At 67.6% G+C, this 330-nt stretch carries 1 pseudogene; it reads right to left on the bottom strand.

From position 1 onward, the window contains the following. A pseudogene (locus EN846_RS34135) lies at positions 1-330 on the bottom strand (hypothetical protein); the annotation flags it as partial.

Below are 330 nucleotides of genomic sequence, written 5' to 3'. Positions count from 1 at the left end.
CGCGCATGCCGACGTCGAGCGTGCCGACGGCGATGTAGGGGATGTTGGCCGCGCGGATGCCGTTGGCGGTGTCACGCAGGGTGGCCGGGGCCAGGTCGTTGCCGGTGCTGAAGTCCTTGCGGATGCGCTCGATGCTAAGCAGGCCGCGCGACTCGCCTTCCACGTACTCGGCTTCCACCACTTCGTAGCCGGCAGCACTGAAGGCACCGGTCATCGCGGTGTTGACTTCGGCGGCGTTGGCCACCTTCCAGGTGATGTTGTCGGCGCGCGCGGTGGTGCTGCCGCCGCTGGTGACCGACACCGAACCGTTCTGGTTGATGCTGCCGTTGG

Origin of the sequence: Mesorhizobium sp. M4B.F.Ca.ET.203.01.1.1, from assembly GCF_004791025.1 — a bacterium.
Lineage (GTDB): Bacteria > Pseudomonadota > Alphaproteobacteria > Rhizobiales > Rhizobiaceae > Mesorhizobium > Mesorhizobium abyssinicae.
The sequence above is the reverse complement of the archived record's forward strand: the minus strand, read 5'-3'. Positions and strand labels throughout refer to the sequence as shown.